The 21,398-nt window shown below is 70.5% G+C and carries 22 protein-coding genes and 1 riboswitch; of the genes, 10 read left to right on the top strand and 12 right to left on the bottom strand.

The window, feature by feature from the left end:
* Positions 1–17: 17 nt before the first annotated feature.
* Positions 18–139: riboswitch (cobalamin riboswitch) on the bottom strand.
* A gap of 51 nt (positions 140–190) precedes the next feature.
* The 4 genes from ACWGE1_RS04040 to ACWGE1_RS04025 form a co-directional block, all read right to left on the bottom strand.
* Entirely contained in the window at positions 191–688 is a 498-nt protein-coding gene (locus ACWGE1_RS04040) for a GNAT family N-acetyltransferase (protein ID WP_453418986.1), read from the bottom strand.
* Positions 689–796: 108 nt separating this feature from the next.
* On the bottom strand, positions 797–994 hold the full coding sequence (locus ACWGE1_RS04035; protein ID WP_030016682.1) for a CstA-like transporter-associated (seleno)protein: 198 nt from the start codon (positions 992–994) through the stop codon (positions 797–799).
* Entirely contained in the window at positions 991–3,210 is a 2,220-nt protein-coding gene (locus ACWGE1_RS04030) for a carbon starvation CstA family protein (protein ID WP_453418985.1), read from the bottom strand. The genes ACWGE1_RS04035 and ACWGE1_RS04030 overlap by 4 nt, the downstream gene beginning before the upstream one ends.
* 163 nt (positions 3,211–3,373) lie before the next feature.
* Positions 3,374–4,138, bottom strand: a complete 765-nt coding sequence (locus ACWGE1_RS04025) for a GntR family transcriptional regulator (protein ID WP_030016685.1) — start codon at positions 4,136–4,138, stop codon at positions 3,374–3,376.
* A 289-nt stretch (positions 4,139–4,427) separates the two neighbouring features.
* Between ACWGE1_RS04025 and ACWGE1_RS04020 the strand changes: the two genes are divergently transcribed.
* The 4 genes from ACWGE1_RS04020 to ACWGE1_RS04005 all read left to right on the top strand — a co-directional run bounded on the left by ACWGE1_RS04020 (position 4,428) and on the right by ACWGE1_RS04005 (position 9,146).
* Positions 4,428–5,708, top strand: coding sequence for an extracellular solute-binding protein (locus tag ACWGE1_RS04020; protein ID WP_453418984.1), 1,281 nt, complete (start codon positions 4,428–4,430; stop codon positions 5,706–5,708).
* Between the two features lie 75 nt (positions 5,709–5,783).
* The gene (locus tag ACWGE1_RS04015) at positions 5,784–6,779 is read left to right on the top strand and encodes a carbohydrate ABC transporter permease (RefSeq protein WP_453418983.1); all 996 of its coding nucleotides are present in this window, start codon (positions 5,784–5,786) and stop codon (positions 6,777–6,779) included.
* Complete coding sequence (locus ACWGE1_RS04010; RefSeq protein WP_453418982.1) at positions 6,776–7,657, top strand: carbohydrate ABC transporter permease; 882 nt, start codon at positions 6,776–6,778, stop codon at positions 7,655–7,657. Before ACWGE1_RS04015 ends, ACWGE1_RS04010 begins: the two co-directional genes overlap by 4 nt.
* Before the next feature lie 7 nt (positions 7,658–7,664).
* Positions 7,665–9,146, top strand: coding sequence for a glycoside hydrolase family 3 protein (locus tag ACWGE1_RS04005; protein WP_453418981.1), 1,482 nt, complete (start codon positions 7,665–7,667; stop codon positions 9,144–9,146).
* 162 nt (positions 9,147–9,308) lie between these two features.
* Here the strand turns inward: ACWGE1_RS04005 and nagB are convergent, their stop codons facing one another.
* Positions 9,309–10,094: a glucosamine-6-phosphate deaminase gene (nagB, locus tag ACWGE1_RS04000; protein ID WP_453418980.1), complete on the bottom strand. Its 786-nt coding sequence runs from the start codon at positions 10,092–10,094 to the stop codon at positions 9,309–9,311.
* Positions 10,095–10,232: 138 nt separating this feature from the next.
* Positions 10,233–10,994 carry an SDR family oxidoreductase gene (locus ACWGE1_RS03995; RefSeq protein WP_453418979.1) on the bottom strand — a complete coding sequence of 254 codons (762 nt, stop codon included), beginning with the start codon at positions 10,992–10,994 and terminating at the stop codon, positions 10,233–10,235.
* A gap of 84 nt (positions 10,995–11,078) precedes the next feature.
* Here ACWGE1_RS03995 and ACWGE1_RS03990 point away from each other — a divergent pair, with 84 nt between their 5' ends.
* Together ACWGE1_RS03990 and ACWGE1_RS03985 are read left to right on the top strand one after the other, a co-directional pair.
* Positions 11,079–11,750: a TetR/AcrR family transcriptional regulator gene (locus tag ACWGE1_RS03990; RefSeq protein WP_453418978.1), complete on the top strand. Its 672-nt coding sequence runs from the start codon at positions 11,079–11,081 to the stop codon at positions 11,748–11,750.
* 293 nt (positions 11,751–12,043) lie between these two features.
* A complete protein-coding gene (locus ACWGE1_RS03985) occupies positions 12,044–13,513 on the top strand; it encodes a sensor histidine kinase (protein ID WP_453418977.1) in 1,470 nt (489 codons plus the stop codon).
* 169 nt (positions 13,514–13,682) lie between these two features.
* Here ACWGE1_RS03985 and ACWGE1_RS03980 read toward each other — a convergent pair whose 3' ends face one another.
* Both ACWGE1_RS03980 and ACWGE1_RS03975 read right to left on the bottom strand, forming a co-directional pair.
* Positions 13,683–13,940 (bottom strand): WhiB family transcriptional regulator, encoded by a 258-nt coding sequence (locus tag ACWGE1_RS03980; RefSeq protein ID WP_003953983.1) that lies wholly within the window; start codon positions 13,938–13,940, stop codon positions 13,683–13,685.
* A gap of 324 nt (positions 13,941–14,264) precedes the next feature.
* Positions 14,265–15,230 (bottom strand): diacylglycerol/lipid kinase family protein, encoded by a 966-nt coding sequence (locus ACWGE1_RS03975; RefSeq protein WP_453418976.1) that lies wholly within the window; start codon positions 15,228–15,230, stop codon positions 14,265–14,267.
* A gap of 84 nt (positions 15,231–15,314) precedes the next feature.
* Between ACWGE1_RS03975 and ACWGE1_RS03970 the strand changes: the two genes are divergently transcribed.
* Positions 15,315–15,764, top strand: coding sequence for a hypothetical protein (locus ACWGE1_RS03970; RefSeq protein WP_453418975.1), 450 nt, complete (start codon positions 15,315–15,317; stop codon positions 15,762–15,764).
* Between the two features lie 19 nt (positions 15,765–15,783).
* On the opposite strand, the gene ACWGE1_RS03965 is transcribed toward ACWGE1_RS03970, so the two are convergent.
* The 3 genes from ACWGE1_RS03965 to ACWGE1_RS03955 form a co-directional block, all read right to left on the bottom strand.
* Positions 15,784–16,812 carry an RNA polymerase sigma factor SigF gene (locus ACWGE1_RS03965; protein WP_453418974.1) on the bottom strand — a complete coding sequence of 343 codons (1,029 nt, stop codon included), beginning with the start codon at positions 16,810–16,812 and terminating at the stop codon, positions 15,784–15,786.
* Positions 16,809–17,222, bottom strand: a complete 414-nt coding sequence (locus ACWGE1_RS03960; protein WP_030012703.1) for an ATP-binding protein — start codon at positions 17,220–17,222, stop codon at positions 16,809–16,811. The genes ACWGE1_RS03965 and ACWGE1_RS03960 overlap by 4 nt, the downstream gene beginning before the upstream one ends.
* Positions 17,223–17,427: 205 nt before the next feature.
* Positions 17,428–17,688 (bottom strand): UBP-type zinc finger domain-containing protein, encoded by a 261-nt coding sequence (locus ACWGE1_RS03955; RefSeq protein WP_453418973.1) that lies wholly within the window; start codon positions 17,686–17,688, stop codon positions 17,428–17,430.
* Positions 17,689–17,900: 212 nt separating this feature from the next.
* Between ACWGE1_RS03955 and ACWGE1_RS03950 the strand changes: the two genes are divergently transcribed.
* Complete coding sequence (locus ACWGE1_RS03950) at positions 17,901–19,481, top strand: Na+/H+ antiporter (protein WP_453418972.1); 1,581 nt, start codon at positions 17,901–17,903, stop codon at positions 19,479–19,481.
* Positions 19,482–19,521: 40 nt separating this feature from the next.
* On the opposite strand, the gene ACWGE1_RS03945 is transcribed toward ACWGE1_RS03950, so the two are convergent.
* Entirely contained in the window at positions 19,522–20,430 is a 909-nt protein-coding gene (locus ACWGE1_RS03945) for a 1-aminocyclopropane-1-carboxylate deaminase/D-cysteine desulfhydrase (protein ID WP_453418971.1), read from the bottom strand.
* A 51-nt stretch (positions 20,431–20,481) separates the two neighbouring features.
* Between ACWGE1_RS03945 and ACWGE1_RS03940 the strand changes: the two genes are divergently transcribed.
* Positions 20,482–20,952, top strand: coding sequence for an NUDIX hydrolase (locus ACWGE1_RS03940; RefSeq protein WP_453418970.1), 471 nt, complete (start codon positions 20,482–20,484; stop codon positions 20,950–20,952).
* Between the two features lie 108 nt (positions 20,953–21,060).
* Entirely contained in the window at positions 21,061–21,258 is a 198-nt protein-coding gene (locus ACWGE1_RS03935) for a superinfection immunity protein (protein WP_453418969.1), read from the top strand.
* Positions 21,259–21,398 lie beyond the last annotated feature (140 nt).

The following is a 21,398-nucleotide window of genomic DNA, read 5'->3' as shown; positions in this document are numbered from 1 at the left end:
CGGCACCCGGTTCGGTCGAGCCGGGCACGCTGTAGGCAGGTCATCGGACTTGGCGTCCGGTAGCCGGACACTTCATACCGTTGCGGGACAGTTCCGGATTCGCACCGGATTCCCCTGCAGCGACAGCAGGCATGAGCATACATGTGGGGGCGGCCCGTTGCGGCAACCCCCACATGTAGTGTCGGCGTGGCTACAGCTTGAGTCGATACGTGAGGAGTGTCAGGCCGTCGATCGGCGCCCAGTCCCGCTCCGGCGTGCGCACGAAGCCCAGTCGTACGTAGATCCGGTGGGCCCCGGCCATGCTGCGCTGGGTGGAGAGCGCGAGGCCCGTCACACCCTCGATCGCCCGCGCCCGCTCGATGCACGCCCGCACCAGGGCCTCGCCGGCGCCCTGGCCGCGCGCCCCGTGGGCCACCGCGAGCATCCGGAACTCCGCCTCGTCGGGGGCGGCGATGTCGGCGAGCGGGCTGCCGGGGGCGGCGAAGGTCACCCCGCCCAGCACCCGCCCCTCCCGCTCGGCGACGAGCACCTCGGCCCGGGCCGCCCGGCCGGCCACGTCGCGCAGCACGTGCAGGTATTCGTCATCCTCGTTGAAGTCCAGATGCCCGTCGGCGAGGTAGGCCTGCGCCGTGATCTCACCCAGCTCCGCGTACTCGGCGGGCCGCACCGCCCTGATCGTCATGTCCATGCGGTCGAGTGTGCAGGACGGGTGACGGCGGGCGCTGTCCTCGAAGTCGGCACCGACGCGAAGGCCCCGCCGGAAGCATCCGGCGGGGCCTTCGGCGTGCGGGGCGGCTCAGCAGCAGCGGAAGCCCTCGCGGGGGTCCGCCTCGCGGGCGTCCGTACGGGCGCGTTCGAAGGCGCGGCGGGTGAGGACCTCCGCGTCCGGGTCGTGGGAGCGGGCGTGGGCGACGTACCGGTCGTACGCGGCCTCCCCCGAGAACTCCCGTACGTAGAACCGGGCCCTGGCCAGCACGCTCCGTACGGTGCTCACGCCACCGGCTCCTTGACGTGTCCGCCGCCCGCGTCCGGGCCCGCCGCGGCGAGCTCCGCCCGCTCCTCGGCGGTCGCGATCAGTCCGGCGGGGGCGACGATCTTCGACTCGGTCCACGGGACCTCGGAGAGGGTCGCCGACTCCGGGTTGCGGACGGCCTTCAGGCAGGTCCGGGCCGCGTCCGCGAGGACCACCAGGATCAGGACCGCGAAGAAGGCGCACAGCACGCCGTCGACCGTGGCGTTGGTGACCACGGTGTGCATGTCGTCCATGTTCTTCGCCGGAGGCAGGACCTTGTCGGCGTCGATTCCGGCCTGGTACTTGTCGCGCTGGGCGAAGAAGCCGACCTTCACGTCCTTGGAGAAGATCTTCTGGTAGCTCGCGGTGAGGGTCACCGTGGCGTCCCAGACCAGCGGCACGCCCGTCACCCAGGCCCACTTGAGCCGGCCGGACTTGACCAGCAGCGTGGTGCAGACGGCGAGCGCGACCGCGGCGAGCAGCTGGTTGGCGATGCCGAAGAGCGGGAAGAGCTGGTTGATGCCGCCCAGCGGGTCCTTGATGCCGACCCACAGGAAGTAGCCCCAGCCGCCGACGACGATCGCGCTCGCGAACCACACGCCGGGCTTCCAGCTGACGTCCTTGAAGGACTTGTGGACGTTGCCGAGGGTGTCCTGGAGCATGAACCGGCCGACGCGGGTGCCCGCGTCGAGCGTCGTCAGGATGAAGAGCGCCTCGAACATGATCGCGAAGTGGTACCAGAACGCCTTCATGCCCGCGCCGCCGATCACGGCGGAGAAGATCTCCGACATTCCGAGTGCGAAGGTCGGCGCGCCGCCCGTGCGGGAGAGGAGGCTGGCTTCCTCGACGTCCTTGGCGGCCTGGGTGAGCGCCTCGGGGGAGATGGCGAAGCCGAAGTTCGTCACCGCCTGGGAGGCGGACTCGACGGTGGTGCCGATGACCCCGCCGGGGGAGTTGACGGCGAAGAAGAGGCCGGGCTCGATGATGCAGGCCGCGATGATCGCCATGACGGCGACGAAGGACTCGGTCAGCATCGCGCCGTAGCCGATCATGCGGACCTGGGTCTCCTTCTGGATCATCTTCGGGGTGGTTCCCGAGGAGACCAGGGCGTGGAAGCCGGAGAGCGCGCCGCAGGCGATGGTGATGAAGACGAAGGGGAACATCGACCCGGCGAAGACCGGTCCGTCGCCGCTCGCCGCGAAGTCGGTGATCGAGGGCATCTTCAGGGTGGGCATCGCGATGACCACGCCGAGCGCGAGGAGCGCGATGGTGCCGACCTTCATGAAGGTGGAGAGGTAGTCGCGGGGCGCGAGCAGCATCCACACCGGCAGCACCGATGCCAGGAAGCCGTACACCACCATCCAGATGACCAGCGTCTCCTTCTCCAGGGTGAAGGTGCCGGCGAAGGAGGACTCGGCGACCCAGCCGCCGGCGACGATCGCGAGCAGCAGCAGGGCGACGCCGATGACGGAGACCTCGGTGACCCGGCCCGGCCGCAGGACGCGCAGGTAGAAGCCCATGAAGACGGCGATCGGGATGGTCATGCCGATGGAGAAGACGCCCCAGGGGGAGTGCGCCAGGGCGTTGACGATGACCAGTGCCAGCACCGCCAGCAGGATGATCATGATGGCGAACACGGCGATGAGGGCGGCGGCCCCGCCGACGGGACCGATCTCGTCCCTGGCCATCTGGCCGAGCGAACGCCCGTCGCGGCGGGTGGAGAAGAACAGTGTGACCATGTCCTGCACGGCCCCGGCGAAGATGACGCCCGCGACGATCCAGATGGTGCCCGGCAGGTAGCCCATCTGCGCGGCGAGCACGGGTCCGACGAGCGGGCCGGCGCCGGCGACGGCGGCGAAGTGGTGGCCGAAGAGGACCCGGCGGTCGGTGGGATGGAAGTCGACACCGTTGTCAAGGCGTTCGGCGGGGGTGGCCCGGGTGGCGTCCACCTTCAGCACGCGGTGGGCGATGAAGCGCGCGTAGAAGCGGTAGGCGATGGCGTACGAGCCCAGTGCGGCGGCGAGCAGCCAGGCCGCGGAGATCTCCTCGCCGCGCGAGAGCGCGAGCACGCCCCAGCCGATGGCGCCGACGAGTCCGACGAGCACCCACACGGCGATGGACCGGGGAGAGGGCGAGTCCGGCCCGGTGGCCGGACTCGCCGTGTCCCGTTCTGTCCCTGTTGCTTCCGGTTCAGGCATGACCTCGTCCCCTCGTCGATCATCTGCGTAAGGGCAGGGAATCTACGGGGGATTGCCCGGTGAGCGTAAGGGTCCGTCCGCATTCCGGTATGTGAAGGAATTCGGTAGGCCGGGGTCCGCCGGGCGGAGCCGGGCGAGCTCGGACGGGCCCGAACGTGCGAGGTCAGACCGCCGGGCGCTTGAGCCTGGCGACGAACTTGTAGCGGTCGCCGCGGTACACCGACCGCACCCACTCCACCGGTTCGCCGTCGGCGTCCAGGGAGTGCCGGGAGAGCATCAGCATCGGCAGCCCGACGTCGGTGCCGAGCAGGCCGGCTTCGCGCGGGGTGGCCAGTGACGTCTCGATGGTTTCCTCGGCCTCGGCCAGGTGCACGTCGTACACCTCGGCCAGAGCGGTGTAGAGGGAGGTGTACTTGGCGAGCGACCGGCGCAGTGCGGGGAAGCGCTTGGCCGAGAGGTGGGTGGTCTCGATGGCCATCGGCTCGCCGCTGGCCAGCCGCAGCCGCTCGATGCGCAGCACCCGTCCGCCGGTGGTGATCTTGAGCAGTCCGGCGAGGGTGTCATCGGCCGTCACGTAGCCGATGTCGAGGAGCTGGGAGGTCGGTTCCAGTCCCTGGGCCCGCATGTCCTCCGTGTACGAGGTCAGTTGCAGGGCCTGGGAGACCTTGGGCTTGGCGACGAAGGTGCCTTTGCCCTGGATTCGCTCCAGTCGCCCCTCTACGACCAGTTCCTGGAGGGCCTGCCGCACGGTGGTCCGCGAGGTGTCGAACTCGGCCGCGAGCGTGCGCTCCGGCGGTACCGGGGTGCCGGGCGGCAGGGTTTCGGTCATGTCGAGCAAGTGCCGCTTGAGCCGGTAGTACTTGGGCACGCGCGCCGTGCGGGTGGCTGCCCCGCCTTCCGGCTCAGTGGTCGCCCCTTCGGTGGCCATCGCCGCCCGCCTTCCCGACTCCATTTTCGCTGCCGTCACCGGCTCCTCCGATATGTGCGGTCACATGGTGACACGTATGGGGGGACAGGCCTTCTCTCTCCCCAGGTGTCGGTCCGATAACGGACCGGGCACCCGCTCATTAGACCCTTGACACCCCTAAAGGTCTAGGCCAAGCTCCAGCTACTGGTCTAAACCAATATGGATCAGATCCCGGCCCCACGGCAGTACTTCGCGTATGTCACCGCGGCGGGCAAGGGAAGTGCAGGCAGGCATCCCTGAGGAGGGTGGCGTGAAGCGCAAGCTCATCGCGGCGGTTGGAGTCGCGGGCATGGTTATCGGCCTCGCGGCGTGCGGTGATTCCGACAGCAAGGGCGGCGACAAGGCCTCCGAAGCCAAGGAGCTCACCGTCTGGCTGACGGTCGACGCGCAGAAGAACTGGCCGGAGCTCGTGAAGGCGGCCGACGACGCGATCGTTGCCAAGCACCCGGGTCTCACCATCAAGCACGAGTACTACGGCTGGCCGGACAAGAACGCCAAGCTGGATGCCGTGCTCGCCACGGACAAGGCCCCGGACGTTGTCGAGATGGGCAACTCCGAGATGATCGGCTACATGTCGACCGGCGCCTTCGCCGAGGTCGACCCGTCGAAGTTCGAGAACTCGGCCGCCTGGCTGGACGCCCTCAAGGAGTCCGTGACCTACGACGGCAAGACCTACGGCGTCCCCTACTACGCCGGTGGCCGCGTCGGCACCTGGCGCAAGGACATAGCCGCCGAGGCCGGCGTCACCGCCGCGCCGAAGACGTGGGCCGAGTACACCGCCGCGCTCGACAAGATCCAGGCCGCGAAGGGCGACAAGTTCAGCGCCCTCTACCAGCCCTCCCCGGACTGGTACGCCGCGATGTCCTTCGTCTACGAGGCGGGCGGCAGCATCGCCAAGAAGGACGGCGACAAGTGGAAGGGCAACCTGTCCTCCCCCGAGTCGCTGAAGGGGCTCAAGCAGTACAAGGAGCTCCTCGACAAGTACATGCACGCCGACAAGACCAAGGACGAGTCCGACCGTCCGGTCGTCTTCGGCCAGGGCAACTCCGCGGCGATCTTCGCCGCCGCCTGGGAGGGCGCCACCGCCGCCACCCCGGAGAACGACAAGGTCGGCGGCCTGAAGGACAAGCTGGAGAACTTCGTCCAGCCCGGTCCGAGCGGCAAGAACCTCCCGGTCTTCCTGGGCGGTTCGGACCTGGCCATCCCGGCCAAGTCCAAGGCCAAGGACATCGCCGCCGAGTGGATCAACGTCTTCACCGGCGCCCAGGGCCAGAAGGGCCTGATCGAGAAGGGCAACCTGCCCAACAACAAGACGGACCTCGGCCCGCTGAAGGCGGACCCGAAGACGCAGGTCGCGGCCACCGCTGCCGAGTCCTCCTGGTTCGTCCCGACGGCGTCCGGCTGGGGCCAGATCGAGAAGGCCAAGCTCCTCCAGACCACGCTGCGCGACATCGGCACCGGCAACAAGTCGGTCGAGGACGCGGCCAAGGCCGCCGACGCCGAGATCGACAAGGTCATCAACACCAAGTGACCTGAGTGGGCAGGGCCCCGCCGGACCGGCGGGGCCCTGCTGCCCGTCAAGAGAGGGACCCCCGAGGAGCGCGCGATGAGTGCCGCACAGACAACCACCGCCGACCTGCCGCCGGCGAAGCAGAAGACTCCCCCCGGAGCGGAGTCGGGCAGCCCCGCCGCACCGGGCCGGACCGGCCGCAAGGGCCCCGGCGCCACTCCCTGGCTGCTGCTGGCCCCGTGCCTGCTGGTCATCGCCCTCGTCATGGGGTACCCGCTCTACCGGCTCGTGGCCCTGTCCTTCCAGAGCTTCGGCAAGTCCGAGCTCTGGGGCTTCAAGGATCCCGAGTTCGTCGGCTTCGACAACTTCGCCAAGATCCTCGGCGACGGCGAGTTCTGGGCCGTCGTCCTGCGCACGGTGATCTTCGCGGTCGGCGCGGTCGCCGCGACGATGGTGATCGGCATGCTCATCGCGCTGCTGCTGCAGAAGGTCTCCGGCTGGGTCAAGGCACTCATCAGCATCGCCCTCGTGGCCAGCTGGGGCATGCCCATCATCGTCGCCACCGCCGTCTTCAAGTGGCTCTTCGACGCCGACTACGGCGTCCTCAACTACCTGATGAGCAAGCTCCCCGGCGTCGACATGATCGGTCACAACTGGTTCACCAGCGGCCCCCAGGGCCTTGCGGTGATCATGCTGCTGGTGGTCTGGGGCGCGGTCCCCTTCGTCGTCATCACCCTCAGCGCGGGCCTCACCCAGGTGCCCAAGGAGCTGGAGGAGGCCGCCCGGCTCGACGGCGCGGGCGCGTGGGGCGTGTTCCGGCACGTCACCCTCCCCATCCTGAAGCCGATCCTCGTCATGCTGACGACCCTCTCCGTCATCTGGGACATGGGCGTCTTCCCGCAGGTCTTCGTGATGCGCAACGGGAACCCGGAAGCCGAGTTCCAGCTGCTGACCACCTACTCGTACCAGCAGGCCTTCGTGGTCAACGACTACTCGGGCGGCTCCGCGATCGCCCTGGTGACCGTCCTGCTGCTGCTCGGCGTGGTCGCCGTCTACATGCGCCAGATGCTCAAGATCGGAGAGGTGGAATGAGCGTGACCACCACGTCCACCACGTCCACCGCGACCCCGCGCGTCGCCGGCCTGAAGCAGCGGGGCAAGTCCAAGCTCGGCTGGAACCTCCTCGGCCTGCTGGTCTTCGCCACCGCGGGCTTCCCGGTCTACTGGATGCTCAACACGGCCTTCAAGCCGTCCAAGGAAGCGATCAACCCCGATCCGCAGTTCTTCCCGCACACCTTCACGCTGGCCAACTTCTCCCGCGCGCTGGACGTCGCCGACTTCTGGGGTCCGGTCGGCCGCAGCCTGATCGTCTCGCTCGTCGTGGTCGTCATCGGCATCGCCGTCGGCATGCTGGCCGCCCTGGCCATCTCCCGCTTCGCCTTCCGCGGCCGCAAGGTCGTGATCGTCGGGATCCTCGCCGTCCAGATGGTCCCGCTCGTCGCGATGATCATCCCGGTCTTCCTGCTCCTGAACGACCTCGGTCAGTACGACAAGCTCACCGGCCTGATCATCACGTACCTGACCTTCGTCCTCCCCTTCACCGTGTGGACGCTGCGCGGCTTCATCGTCAACATCCCCAAGGAGCTGGAAGAGGCGGCCATGGTCGACGGCTGCACGCCGACCGGCGCCTTCCTGCGGGTCGTCTTCCCGCTGCTGGCCCCGGGCATGGTCGCCACCTCCGTCTACGCCTTCATCCAGGCGTGGAACGAGTACCTCTACGCGCTGATGCTGATGAGCCAGCAGAACCAGACCGCCACCGTCTGGCTCGGCAACTTCACCACCAAGCACGGCACCGAGTTCGCCCCGATGATGGCCGGCTCCACCATGATGGCCGTCCCGATCGTGGTCCTCTTCCTCATCGTCCAGCGCAAGATGGCCGCGGGCCTCACCGCCGGCGCCGTGAAGGGATAACGGCCCCATGACTGTTCTTGCGCACCGCACCGATACGGTCACCCGCGACGCCCTCGCCGTCCTCCAGCCCGGCTTCGAGGGAACCACCGCCCCCGCCTGGCTGCTCCGCCGGGTCGGCGAAGGCCTCACCGCCGTCGGACTGTTCGGCCGCAACATCGCCTCGCCCGAGCAGCTCGCCGCGCTGACCGCGCAGCTGCGCGAAGAGCGGGACGACGTGCTGGTCGCCATCGACGAGGAGGGCGGCGACGTCACCCGCCTGGAGGTCCGCGGCGGCTCGTCCTTCCCCGGCAACCTGGCCCTCGGCGCCGTCGACGACACCGCACTGACCCGTGAGGTCGCCCGTGAGCTGGGCCGCCGCCTCGCCGAGTGCGGGGTCAACCTCAACTGGGCCCCGTCCGCGGACGTCAACTCCAACCCGGACAACCCGGTCATCGGCGTACGGTCCTTCGGCGCCGACACCCACCTCGCCGCCCGGCACACCGCCGCCTACGTCGAGGGCCTGCAGGCCGCCGGCGTGGCCGCCTGCACCAAGCACTTCCCGGGCCACGGCGACACCAACGTCGACTCGCACCACGCGCTGCCGCGCATCGACGTGGACCTCGACACCCTGAGGGCGCGCGAACTCGTCCCGTTCGAGGCGGCCATCGAGGCCGGCACCAAGGCCGTGATGAGCGCGCACATCCTGGTGCCCGCCCTCGACCCGACCCGCCCGGCCACCCTCAGCCCGCAGATCCTGACCGGTCTGCTGCGGGAGGAGCTGGGCTACGAGGGCCTGATCGTCACCGACGGCATGGAGATGAACGCCATCGCCGGGACGTACGGGATCGAGCGCGGCTCGGTCCTGGCCATCGCGGCCGGCGCCGACGCCATCTGCGTCGGCGGCGGACTCGCCGACGAAGCCACGGTCCTGCGGCTGCGCGACGCGCTGGTCGCGGCCGTCCGCGAGGGGGCACTGCCCGAGGAGCGCCTCGCCGACGCCGCCGCCCGCGTCCGCGCGCTCGCCGCATGGACCCGCGGGGCCCGGCCGGACGCGCGACCGGAGGGGAGCCGCGCGTCCGGCATCGGGCTGACGGCCGCCCGCCGGGCCGTGGCCGTCACGGGCTCGGCCAAACCACTCACCGGCCCCTACGTCGCCACGCTCGCGCCCGTCGCGAACATCGCGGTCGGGGACGAGACCCCGTGGGGCGTGGCGGTGGAACTGGCCGAACTGCTCCCGGGCACCGGCTCGGGCGTCTACCCCGAGGGCGCCTCGGCCGGGGACATCCTGGTGGCCGCGGGGGACCGTACCGTCGTCGCGGTGGTCCGCGACGCGCACCGCCACCCCTGGATGACCGAGGCCGTCGACGCGCTGGTCGAGGCCCGGCCGGACACGGTCGTGGTCGAGATGGGCCTGCCGCGCGCCGAGCCGCGCGGGGCCCTGCACATCGCCACGCATGGCGCCTCGCGCGTCTGCGGCCGCGCCGCCGCCGAGGTGATCGCGGGCCTCTGACCCCGCCAAGAGCCCCTGACCAGGGCGACAGCCCCTGTGCCGGACACCGTCCGGGGCAGGGGCTGCCGGGTTTCGGGAGCGGTTCGGCCCCGTACGGCGAAGGGCCGGACATCCCGTCAGGGGATGCCCGGCCCTTCGCCGTACGCGGGTGCGGGGTCGGTCCTACAGTCCCTGCCAGGAGGGCTTGTTGGCGTAGGTGTGCCGGAAGTAGTCCGCCAGCTTCAGCTTCGAGGCGGCGGCCTCGTCCACGACCACCGTGGCGTGCTGGTGCAGCTGCAGCGCGGAGGCCGGAACCAGCGCGGACAGCGGGCCCTCGACGGTCTGCGCGACGGCCTCGGCCTTGCCCTCGCCGGTGGCCAGGAGGACCAGGTGACGGGCATCGAGGATGGTCCCGATGCCCTGGGTGATGACGTGGTGCGGCACCTGTTCCAGGTCGTCGTCGAAGAAGCGCGCGTTGTCCACGCGGGTCTGCTCCGTCAGCGTCTTGATGCGGGTGCGGGAGGCGAGGGACGAGCAGGGCTCGTTGAAGCCGATGTGGCCGTCGGTGCCGATGCCCAGCAGCTGGAGATCGACGCCGCCCGCCTCGGCCAGGGCCCGGTCGTAGGCCTCGCACGCGCCGACGATGTCCTCGGCCGAACCGTCGGGGCCCATGAAGGAGGCCTCGGAGAGGCCCAGGGGCTCGACGACCTCGCGGAGCACGACCGCGCGGTAGGACTCGGGGTGACCGGCCGGCAGGCCGACGTACTCGTCGAGCTGGCAGATCCGGGCCCGGGAGGCGTCGACCTGCCCGGCCCCGACCTTGGCGGCGAGCGCCTCGTAGATGGGCAGCGGGGTGGAGCCGGTCGCCACGCCGAGCAGGGCGTCGGGCTTGCGCCGCACCAGAGCGGCCATGGCCTCCGCGATGAGCTCGCCGCCTGCCTTGGCGTTCGGGACGATGACAACTTCCACGCGGGGCCTGCCGATCTGGAGTGGATGACGTGGTATAGACCAATCTAGCAGAGGTCGATGCCTCCGGCGGGGGTCTCTCCGATGTTCGTGGTGAGCGTCATCGGCGACCCCCGACCGGCGCCGTCCGGTACGGCCCGATCACAGCAGCGCGAGCTGCAGGCCCCCCGTCGCGTCCAGGTGCTGGCCCGTGACCCAGCGGGAGTCGGGCGAGGCCAGGAAGGCCACCACGTCGGCGACCTCCTCGGCCGTGCCCACCCGGTGGAAGACCGAGCGGGAGGCCAGGTGCGCCCGGGTCGCGTCGTCCGCGAGGAGGCCCGCGTTGAGGTCGGTCGCGGTGATGCCGGGGCCGACCGAGTTCACGGTGATGTCGCGCGGAGCCAGTTCCGCGGCCAGCGACCGGGTCAGCGCGTTCGCGGCGCCCTTGGCCATGACCGTGGCCAGGATGGCCGGCAGGGCGATGTCCGGGGTGCCGGTCACGTTCACGATCCGGCCCCCGTCCCGCAGCCGCTCCAGCCCGTACTTGATCACGAAGAACGGAGCCCGGGCGTTGAGCGCGTGCGCCCGGTCGTACAGCTCCTCGTCGGTGTCCCCGATCCCGGCGAAGGCGGCCGCCCCGGCGTTGTTGACCAGGATGTCCACGCCCGCGGTGTGCGCGGGATGGGCCTCGTACGCGGCCCAGAGGGCCTGTGCGTCGCCGGGGACGCCGAGTTCGGCCCGGATGGCGAAGGCCCGTCCGCCGGCCGCCCCGATCGCGGCGACCGTCGCCTCCGCCGCCCCCCTGTCACGTCCGTAGTGCACCGCGACCAGTGCCCCGTCCCGCGCCAGCCGCTCGGCCACCGCCCGTCCGATGCCCCGGCTGCCGCCGGTGACCAGTGCCGTCTTTCCCTCGAGCACGCCCATGACGCGCCCCCCTCCGCTAATCGCTAGTGGTCGCTACAGAAATGACCGTACCAGATTCCCTAGCGCTCGCTATAGAATGTCGGCATGGTGACCGGACAGCGCGGCAGGCCCCGCTCCTTCGACCGCGACGCCGCCCTCGACAAGGCGATGCTCGCCTTCTGGGAGCGCGGCTACGAGGCGACCTCGATCGCCGACCTGACCGCCTCGCTCGGCATCAGCGCGCCCAGCCTCTACGCGGCCTTCGGGGACAAGCGCAAGCTCTTCGACGAGGTCGTGGTGGTGTACGGGGGCCGGTACGGGGACTTCGCGGGCGTGGCGCTCGCGGAGGAGCCCACCGCCCGCGCGGCCGTGGCCCGCATCCTGCGCGAGGCCGCCGAGATCTACACCGACCCGGCCCATCCGCGGGGCTGCATGGTGATCAGCGCCGCGATCAACACCACCTCGGACGAGGTGGCGCAGGCACTGCGCGAGCGGCGCAACGCCAACCTGGAGATGTTCGAGAGCCGGATCCGGGCCGATGTGGCCACCGGCGCGCTGCCCGCCGACACGGACGCGCGGGCGCTGGCCCGGTACGCCGGAGCGGTGCTGCAGGGGATGTCCCAGCAGTCGCGCGACGGGGCGACCCGGGAAGAACTGGAAGCGGTGGCGGAGCGGGCCCTGCTGGCCTGGCCGGCGGCACAGGCGCCCGAGCGCCCTCTGGAAGTTCCTCTGGGCCACGGTGCCGGGGCGGGACCCTCGACCCGCCCGGCACCGTAGCCCGGAGTACTTACGGCCGACAGGTGTGCGGTTCCCGACGGCCGGTGGGAGGTGCCTGCGCGGTCAGGGCAGAGCGCGCGGCTTACCTCGATCCGTCCTCCTGTGCGGGGAGGGCGGAGGTTCTGAAGTCAATTGTGGACTAGACCATTCTGTTCTGTCCATCCAATGACAGGGCCTGGAAACCCGTCACTTCCTCCAACAGTACGCGGCTCGCGGCCCCCTTGGATACTCCTGAGTACCGTCGTGGGCAAAGTCATGGCGCGTACCCGGGGTACGCTCGCAAGGTGCCCTCCATGAACGACCTCGTACGCCAGCACACCGCTCTCGGTGAAACCGACCTGGAGTGGCTCCACCTGCTGGTCTCGGAGTGGCAGCTGCTCTCCGACCTGTCCTTCGCCGACCTCGTGCTGTGGGTGCCCACCCTCGACGGCACCCGGTACGTCTCGGTCGCCCAGATGCGCCCGAACACCGGTCCCACCTCGTACCAGGACGACATGGTCGGCCACCTGGTGCCGCGCGGCCGCCGCCCGCTGCTGGACGCCGCGCTCGACGAGGGCCGCATCGTGCGCGAGGGCGACCCCGAGTGGCGCGAGGAAGTGCCGGTCCGCGTCGAGTCGATCCCCGTCCGCCGCGAGGGCCGGGTACTGGGAGTGATCGCACGCAACACCAATCTGCTCACTGTGCGTACACCGAGCCGGCTGGAGCTGACCTACCTCCAGTCCGCCTCCGACCTGGCCCAGATGATCGCCGCGGGCTCCTTCCCGTTCCCCGGCCAGCAGGTCGACATGGACGCCTCGCCGCGCGTCGGGGACGGCCTGATCCGGCTCGACGCCGACGGCGTGGTCACGTACGCCTCCCCGAACGCGCTCTCCGCCTACCACCGGCTCGGCCTCGCCTCCGACCTCGTCGGCCAGCACCTGGGCAAGACCACGGCCGAACTGGCCCCCTCCCGCGGACCGGTGGACGAGGCCCTGGTCAAGCTCGCCAGCGGCTGGGCCCCCCGGGAGACCGAGATCGAGGGCAACGGCGGGGTCATCCAGCTGCGCGCCATCCCGCTCAAGCCGAAGGGGACCCGGATCGGTTCCCTGGTCCTGTGCCGCGACGTCACGGAACTGCGACGTCGCGAACGTGAATTGATCACCAAGGACGCGACCATCCGGGAGATCCACCACCGGGTCAAGAACAACCTCCAGACCGTGGCAGCACTGTTGCGGCTCCAGTCCCGCCGGATGGATTCGCCCCAGGGCCGCGAGGCGCTCAATGAGGCCGTGCGCCGTGTCGGATCGATCGCGATCGTGCACGAGACGCTCTCTCAGAACCTCGACGAGCGCGTCGAGTTCGACGAGATCGCCGACCGCGTCATCGCGATGGTCTCGGAGATCTCGCCGGGCAAGGTCGACTGCCGGCGCACCGGCAGGTTCGGGATCCTGGACGCCGAGGTCGCCACGCCCCTGTCGATGGTGCTGACCGAGATCCTCCAGAACGCCCTGGAGCACGCCTTCACCCAGGGGGAGCGGGGCACCGTGGAGGTGGCCGCGATGCGCACGGGGACCGGTCGCACCGACGGCCGGCTGCTGATCACCGTGCTCGACGACGGCAGCGGTCTGCCCGAGGGATTCGACCCCCAGCGGGCCGGCAATCTCGGGCTGCAGATCGTACGGACCCTCGTGGAGGGGGAGCTCGGCGGCACGTTCGACATGGTCCGGGCCGAGCCGCGCGGCACCAAGGTCGTCCTCGACATCCCGTCCAGCCCGCAGAAGTAGCGGCGGAATCGTCACCCAGCGTGATGGTCGGGCCTGGTGCGGCCGACCGTCACCGGGCCCGGAACAGCACTGAGCCCCGGACCGATTGATTCGGTCCGGGGCTCAAGAGCACGTTGCTGAGCGCTTATTCGGTTCTACGCGCTGCGCGTCGAGGCTCGAAAGTCGTTTGTCAGGCGCTGGCGTTGCGCGCCCGGTTGCGAGCGGCGCGGCGCTTCATGGCGCGGCGCTCGTCCTCGCTGAGACCGCCCCAGACGCCGGAGTCCTGACCGGACTCGAGCGCCCACTGCAGGCACTGCTCCATGACGGGGCAACGGCGGCAGACGGCCTTGGCTTCCTCGATCTGCAGCAGCGCAGGACCGGTGTTGCCGATGGGGAAGAAGAGTTCCGGGTCTTCCTCACGACAAACGGCGTTGTGACGCCAGTCCATGGCTGCTCCATCTCCTTGTATTGCGGGCACTTTGCTTGTGAATGTGAACGCTTTCACGAATCCCCCCGTGAGGGAAGCGCGACCGCCCGGTTTCACGCGGGTGATCCATCAGAGATTCGTGGAGGGGTTCTGGCGGTCTGTGTGGGTGCCGGGTGTTGCGGGCTGTCCCGATCGCCATGAAGAGATTCGCAAACCTCGGACGGGGATACAACCCCTTCCGGAAAGTTTTTTTTGATTCGTCGGTGTCTACTAGGTCACAGCCCTACATCGTGAGGGTGGACCGGCGTGTAAACGTTCGAGTGAAAGGCCGGCGGGCCCTTCTACTCACACAATCACACGCAGTGCCCGGCGTACGCCTGTGAACCGAACGCTGGTCCGCAGTCCGAGGTGATCGCCGTCCATCTGGAACGGAAGCGGAACCTTCGAATGCAAGGTGAAGTCGGTCAGATCGTGCAGAGACACCGCGTGCTTGCCGTGCGGACCCCGCTCAGGAGTGGAGGTCAGGAGCTGTGTCGCGTAGCGCGCGACCGCCGGAGTTGACAAACGGTCCAGTGCCAATACGTCAAGCGCAGTATCGAACGAGGCTTCGGGGGAGGCGTAAAGCGGACGATTCCCCAGATACGTCCACGGTGAGGTATTGCACACTATCGACAGCACCAGATCGGTCACCGGGTCCGCGCCGGGGCGCTCCAGCGTGACCGTGCCGTGATGCCGGTTCGGCTCCTCCCAGAACTGGCGCATCAGCTGTCGCACATACAGAGCGTGCGTCGAACGCTTGCCGCGCTCGCGCTGCTGCTCCACCCGGCCCACCACACCCGCGTCGAAGCCGAAGCCCGCGCAGAAGGTGAACCAGCGGGCCGGGACCGATTCGTCCTCCGTGCCCGGGGTGCCGGCCGCCAGGCCCAGACCCACCGTCCGCTCGCGCTGCTCCCGCAGCGCGTCGAGCAGGGCGCCGGTCGCCTCGACCGCATCGTTGGGCAGCCCCAGGGCCCGGGCGAACACATTGGTGGAGCCGCCGGGAACCACCGCCAGCCGGGGCAGCCGGTCCGGGTCGGGCCCGTTGTGCAGGAGCCCGTTGACCACCTCGTTGACCGTGCCGTCGCCGCCCAGTGCGACGACGAGGTCGAGCCCCTCGTGGGCGGCCTTGCGCCCGAGGTCCCGGGCGTGCCCGCGGTACTCGGTGGTGATCGCCTCCAGCTTCATCTCGCTGGCCAGGGCGTGGGTCAGGACGTCGCGCGTGCGCGCACTGGTGGTCGTCGCTGCTGGGTTGGCCACGAGAAGTGCACGCATGAGCGCCAGACTACCCACCCCTTCACGGGCCGACCCTACTGCCCGTCCCCTCCGGCCTCCGGGGCTCGCCGCTACCCTGCTGGAGTGAGTAAGAAGCAGCCCGCGAATGCCCCCGCCCCCGCCGCCGCCCCGACCGCCGCGCTGCCCGGCCGGCTGACCGCGGCCGCCGCGCTCACCGCCCTGGAGGGTCTGGCGCTGGCCGGCCTCGGCGTCTACATGCTGTTCGTGGGGATCGCCGGTGACCCCGATTCCCCCCAGCAGGCCGAAACGGGCGGGATCACCCTGCTCGCGCTCGCCGCGCTGCCGCTGGTCGCGGCCCGCGGACTGCGCCTGGGCCGCCGGTGGAGCCGCGGCCCGGCGCTGATCACCCAGCTGATGGCACTGCCGGTGGCCTGGACCCTGTACAGCACCGGCGGTGCGATGATCGCGGCCGCCGTGGCGCTGGCGGTGGCCGCGGTGGCCGTCGTGGCGCTCCTGGTGAATCCGACGGCGACCGAGGCTCTCGGTATCGGGCCCGGGGAACAGGCCCGATAACCGGTCGTCCGGTCGGCGCCTACTCCTCGACGAGGAGCTTCTCGCGGAGCTGGGCCAGGGTGCGGGCCAGCAGCCGGGAGACGTGCATCTGGGAGATGCCGACCTCCTGGGCGATCTGCGACTGGGTCATGTTGCCGAAGAACCGAAGCAGCAGGATCCGCTTCTCCCTCGGCGGCAGACCCTCCAGCAGCGGCTTGAGGGACTCGCGGTACTCGACCCCCTCCAGGGCCTCGTCCTCCGCGCCCAGGGTGTCCGCGACCGCCGGCGACTCGTCGTCGGTGTCCGGGACGTCGAGGGAGAGCGTGCTGTAGGCATTGGCCGATTCCAGCCCCTCCAGCACCTCCTCCTCGGAGATCCCCAGCCGTTCGGCCAGTTCGTGCACCGTCGGGGAGCGGCCGTGCTGCTGGGACAGTTCGGCCGTGGCCGTCGTCAGCGAGAGCCGCAGCTCCTGCAGACGGCGCGGCACCCGCACCGCCCAGCCCTTGTCACGGAAGTGGCGCTTGATCTCGCCGACCACCGTGGGCGTGGCGTACGTGGAGAATTCGACCCCGCGGTCCGGGTCGAACCGGTCCACCGACTTGATGAGGCCGATCGTCGCGACCTGGGTCAGGTCGTCCAGCGGCTCACCCCGGTTGCGGAAGCGCCGTGCCAGGTGCTCCACCAGCGGCAGGTGCATCCGGACCAGCCGGTTGCGCAGCTCGGCCTTCTCCACCGACCCGTCGGGCAGTGCCCGCAGTTCGATGAACAGGGCCCGCGCACCGCTCCGGTCACGCGGATCCGGCAGCGCCGGGGTCACTGGGAACACCGGCGGCGCCGCCGTTCCCGGTGTTTCCGGCGCCGTGGCAGCGGCCTCCGGTGGCTGTGGTTGGTCTTGCTGGTTCTCGCTCATAGGGCCCGCCCGTCGCTCCGCCGAGTCCAAAAAGCCGTCTTCCGCATCCGCGTCAACCGGGTGCGGCCGGGCGTGCTGCTGTTCCGGGATGCCGCCGTCGACCTCGTGCCGTACCGGGGGCCGATCCCCGCCCCGCACCGGGACCTCCCCGCCGCTCACGCCGGGCCTGGTCCTGCGCCGCGCTGTTTGTAGAGACTGATGCTCACCGTCCGGTTCTCCTCGACCGTGGCCTCGACCTTGCCGGCGAGCGCCGACAGGACCGTCCACGCGAACGTGTCACGCTCCGGTGCGCGCCCGTCGGTGGTCGGCGCCGAGACGGTCACCTCCAGCGAATCGTCGATCAGCCGGAACACGCAACTGAGGACGGAGCCCGGCACGGCCTGCTGGAGCAGGATCGCGCAGGCCTCGTCCACCGCGATGCGGAGGTCCTCGATCTCGTCGAGGGTGAAGTCCAAACGTGCCGCGAGACCGGCCGTGGCCGTCCGCAGCACCGACAGGTAGGCACCCGCAGCGGGCAGCCGGACTTCCACGAAGTCCTGAGTCCCGGGCTCGCCTGCGATTTGGGACACCCTCACCTCCAAGGTGGTACGAGCTCTGTTCGCCGGTGACGCTATCGCGATCCGGGCGATCGTGTCGCGGCACCCCTCTTGGTGCCCGCTTCGAGCACCCCGCCTGCGAGCCAGTGACTGATGGTAAGTCCATGGGTACGCACAGTGGCTAGGGGTCTGCGGGGCCCAAATCAGGGGAACCGGCGGAGGGTTGAACTACCCCGCTTCAGACGATCGAACCGTCGACAAAACACCATCGCCACGTCTCACCCGGTTCGAAGCTGCGCATCACCGGATGTCCGGTCTCCTGATGGTGCGCCGTGGCGTGCCGGTGGGGCGAGGAATCGCAGCAGGCCACGTACCCGCACCCCAGGCACATCCGCAGTTGCACGGGGTGGCTGCCGAGCGCCAGGCACTCGGGGCAGGTCTGGGCGGACGGCACCGGCTCGGGACGCGGCAGTCCGGCAACGTGGGTGCACTCGCTCATCGCATTCTCCTTGTACCGGAACCCCGGCCCTCAGTCTCGGGGCGAACCGCGCGCACGGGCCGGAGCCGCGATGCAGCGGAGTGTCGTTGCGTCACGCTTTGACCGGAGCTTGATCTCGTACAGAATACGTTCCCGCCGTGTGAGCCATGAGGATCTCCTCGGTCAAGCGTGCACGTTCGGGGCGAGCGGCCGACGATTGAGGTGGATCTTCGATGGAGGTATTGCCGCTGGTGGCGCTGGTCGCCGGCAGTGCGGCCGTCGCGGGGCTGGCGCGCCGGACCCCGGTGCCCGCGCCGCTGCTGCTGGTCGCCGCCGGGCTGCTGGCCGGGTACGTCCCGGGGGTGCCGGCGTACGCCCTCGACCCGCACATCGTGCTGCCGCTGCTGCTCCCGCCGCTGCTGTACACGGCGGCCGTGGACAGCTCGTACCTGGACCTGCGCGCGAACGTCCGGCCGATCGCGATGCTCTCGGTGGGCTACGTGCTCTTCGCGACGGTCACCGTCGGATACACGGCCCACCTGCTGGTGCCGGGGCTCGCGCTGCCGGTGGCGCTGGTGCTGGGCGCGGTGATCGCCCCGCCCGACGCGGTGGCCGCCACCGCGATCGCCCGCAAGCTCCGGCTGCCGAACCGGATCACGACGATCCTGCAGGGCGAGTCCCTGGTCAACGACGCCACCGCGATCACCGCGTACAAGGTGGCGCTGACGGCGGCGGTCGGCGTGAGCGCCGGCTGGGCGGGCGGCATCGCCGAGTTCCTGCTGGCCTCGGTGGGCGGGATCGGCGTGGGTCTGCTGCTGATGGTGCCGATCCACCACCTGCGCACGCGGCTCAAGGAGCCCCTGCTCCAGAACACCCTCTCGCTGCTGATCCCCTTCGTGGCGTACGCGGCCGCCGAGCGGGTGCACGCCTCCGGGGTGCTGGCGGTGGTCGTGGTCGCGCTGTACCTCGGACACCGGAACTGGCAGGTCGACTTCGCCACCCGGCTCCAGGAGGAGGCGGTGTGGAAGGTCGTCGCCTTCGTGCTGGAGTCGGTGGTCTTCGCGCTGATCGGGCTCCAGCTGCCGGTGGTCCTCAAGGGGCTGGGCGAGTACGACGGCCTGCACGCGGCCTGGTACGCGATCGCCGTGTTCATCGCGGTGGTGGTGGCCCGGTTCCTGTGGGTGTTCCCGGCGACCTTCGTGCCGCGCCGGCTGTCACGGCGGATCCGGGAGCGGGAGCCGGAGACCGACTGGAAGGCCCCGGTGATCGTGGGGTGGGCCGGGATGCGGGGCGTGGTCTCGCTCGCCATCGCCTTCTCCGTGCCGATGACGGTGCCGCACCGGAACCTGATCCTCTTCCTGACCTTCACGACGGTCATCGGGACGCTGGTGGTGCAGGGGCTTACGCTGCCCCCGCTGATCCGCGTGCTGAAGCTGCCGCCGAGGGACGTGCAGGCCGAGACCCTGGCCGAGGCGCAGGCCCAGAGCGAGGCCTCGCGGGCGGCCGAGGACCGGCTGGCGGAGCTGCTGGAGGCACCGGAGAACAGCACGCTGCCGCCACCGCTGGCGGACCGGCTGCGGACGGTGCTGGAGCGGCGGCGCAACGCGGTGTGGGAGCGGCTGGGCGAGGTCAACCCGGTGACGGGCGAGTCGGCGGACGACATCTACCGGCGGCTCGCGCGGGAGATGATCGCGGCCGAGCGGGAGGTCTTCGTGACACTGCGGGACGACCGGCGGATCGACGACGAGATGCTGCGGGCGCTGCTGCGCAGGCTGGACCTGGAGGAGGCCGCTGCCTACCGCGAGGAGGGCTGAGCCGGGTCCCCGGGCAGCCGGGCCCCGCGGGCCCGGCGGGTCACGGGCGGCCCGTGACGACCGCGGCCAGGGTCGTGCCGTGCGGGAAGGCGCCGGACGCGGTGAGTTCGGTCAGGGCCCAGAGCAGCTTGGCCACGTAGATCCGCTCCACCGGGAGGCCGTGGCGGGACTCGAACTCGACGGCGAAGGTCTCCAGGGCGGCCGGGACCCGGGCGTAGCCGCCGTGGTCGAAGCCCTCGGCCAGGGTCCAGTCGCCGGCCGGGCCCGCGAAGGCGGCCGCCTGGAGGGAACGTATCTCCGCGGTCAGGAAGCCGCCCGCGAGCACCGGAACCCCGAGTGCCCGCTGCCCGGGGGCCAGTCCGGCCGCCAGGCCGGCCAGCGTTCCGCCGGTGCCGCAGGCCACCGCCACCACATCGGCGGCGCCGCGCAGCTCACGGCCGAGCCCGGCGCAGCCGTGCAGGGCGAGGGCGTTGCTGCCGCCCTCGGGAACCACGTACGCGCCCTTCGCGCCGGCCGCGTCCACCAGCCGCGCCAGCTCCTGCGGCTCGGCCTTGCGGCGGTACTCCGACCGGGACACGAAGTGGAGCCGCATCCCGTCGGCGGCGCACCGGGCGAGGGACCCGTTCAGGGGCCGCCCGGCCAGCTCGTCCCCGCGGACGATGCCGACCGTCCGCAGGCCCAGCAGCCGCCCGGCGGCCGCGGTGGCCCGCAGGTGGTTGGAGTACGCCCCGCCGAAGGTGACCAGGCCGTCGTGGCCGGCGTCCAGGGCCGCCCGCAGGTTGGGCGCGAGCTTGCGCCACTTGTTGCCGGGCAGCTCCGGGTGCACGAGGTCGTCACGCTTGAGCAGGAGCCGTACGCCGTGCCGGTCGAACCTGTCGTCGCGGATCTCCTGCAGGGGCGACGGCGGGCGCGGCTGCAGGAGCACGTCAACGTTCGGGGGGCGGTTCACCCGTCCATTTTGCCGTGTGGAAGACAGCGCGTCCCGTGGAGGCATGACCCGATGGCCCGGACCGAGTACTACGACGATCCCCACGCGCCCGAGCCGAACAGCATGGTCGTGGCCGCCTCGGCGGTGGTCACCGACGGCGGGGGCCGCATCCTGCTGCAACGGCGCACGGACAACGATCTGTGGGCGCTGCCCGGCGGCGGGATGGATCTGGGCGACTCGCTGCCCGGTACGGCCGTCCGTGAGGTCAGGGAGGAGACCGGGCTCGACGTGGAGATCACGGGACTGGTCGGTACGTACACGGACCCCCGGCACATCATCGAGTACAGCGATGGCGAGATCAGACGACAGTTCAACGTCTGCTTCACGGCCCGCATCACCGGCGGAGAGCTGTCCCTCTCGCACGAGAGCACGGAACTGCGGTTCGTGGCGTCGGCCGACCTCGACGCGCTGCCCATGCACCACACCCAGCGCCTGCGCCTGCGGCACTTCTTGGAGCGCCGTTCCGCTCCGTACCTCGGCTGACCACGCGCCGACTGCGGCAGGGTGCGGAACGGTGCGCGGAGGTGGTTCACGTGCAGTGGGCAATCAGTGATGATGGATCGTCATATCCATTGGCTGTGGGGGGAGTTCATGGGCAGTAGCAGTGATGCGATTCCGTTCGGCGTGGTGGGGCTGTTGGTCATCGTGCTGGCCTACTTCATTCCGACCGCTGTCGCGTTCGGGCGAGGGGTGCCCAACAAGGGCTCCGTGCTGGTGGTCAACCTGTTCTTCGGCTGGTCCGTCGTGGGGTGGGTGATCGCGCTGGCCATGGCCGCGCGCAGCAGGTAGCGGTGCTCCGTCGTCGGCCCCGGCGGGGCGGCGGGGGCCGCCGGGCGGGGCGGCTACGTGCAGGGCGCGGCGGGGTGGGTTGGCCGGGAGGCCAACGGGAATCCCCCGGGGGGGGGGGTGGCCGGCGGCCCCCCCCCGGG

It is taken from the genome of Streptomyces sp. NPDC054932 (genome assembly GCF_053610205.1).
Note: the sequence above shows the minus strand (reverse complement) of the source record. Positions and strands in the feature narration are given on the sequence as shown.